This window comes from Legionella dresdenensis (assembly GCF_042649825.1).
Classification (GTDB): Bacteria; Pseudomonadota; Gammaproteobacteria; order Legionellales; family Legionellaceae; genus Legionella_C; species Legionella_C dresdenensis.
Window position 1 is genome coordinate 42,603 of the sequence record NZ_JBHSAB010000003.1, and the last position, 712, is coordinate 43,314.

The window sequence follows — 712 nt, forward strand, 5'->3', positions numbered from 1 at the left end:
GTGCCGAGCGAGGAGGAGGAGGACCGGCGTCGGATGCACCGGGAACGAGGCCGGTTAAAGAAAGAGCGCACGAGCCATACGAACCGTATCAGAAGTCTGCTGAACTTATATGGGATAAAGTTCAGCGGAGCAAAGGATTGGACATCTTACCTGACGGCGGTAAAAGATTGGCAGGGGAATCCGCTATTGACGCACCAGAAGGAGGAACTACTTCGCGAAGTAAAGCGCCTGGAGTTGGTGGAATCGCATTTGAAAGCGTTGGAATCGCGAATGCAGCAGTTATTAAAGGAATCGCCAGAGCCAGTCTATCGCCAGATAGAGCAGCTCAAACGGTTAAAAGGGGTTGGCGATGTGAGCTCCTGGATGCTTGTCATGGAATGGTTTGGCTGGCGGCGGTTTAAGAACCGGCGCGAAGTGGGTGCGGCAGCCGGCTTGGTCGGAACGCCTTATTCGAGCGGTGATAGCGAGAAAGAGCTTGGCATTACGAAAGCGGGGAATCATCGTATTCGGGCATTAATGATAGAGTTGTCGTGGTGTTGGTTAAGGTACCAACCGGGCAGTGATTTATCGAAATGGTTTCATGAGCGCTTCGATCATGGCGCGCGCTTGAGAAAGATAGGGATTGTCGCATTGGCTAGAAAATTATTGATTGCCTTATGGCGTTATGTCGAAACGGGCGAATTGCCGAAAGGCGCTGAGTTAAAAGTTTAGG

The 712-nt window shown here is 51.5% G+C and carries 1 protein-coding gene; it reads left to right on the forward strand.

Features of this window, described 5'->3' with window-relative positions:
• The coding region (locus tag ACFORL_RS03610) for an IS110 family transposase (RefSeq protein ID WP_382341196.1) at window positions 1-711 on the forward strand (711 nt) is incomplete at its 5' end.
• Window position 712 lies beyond the last annotated feature (1 nt).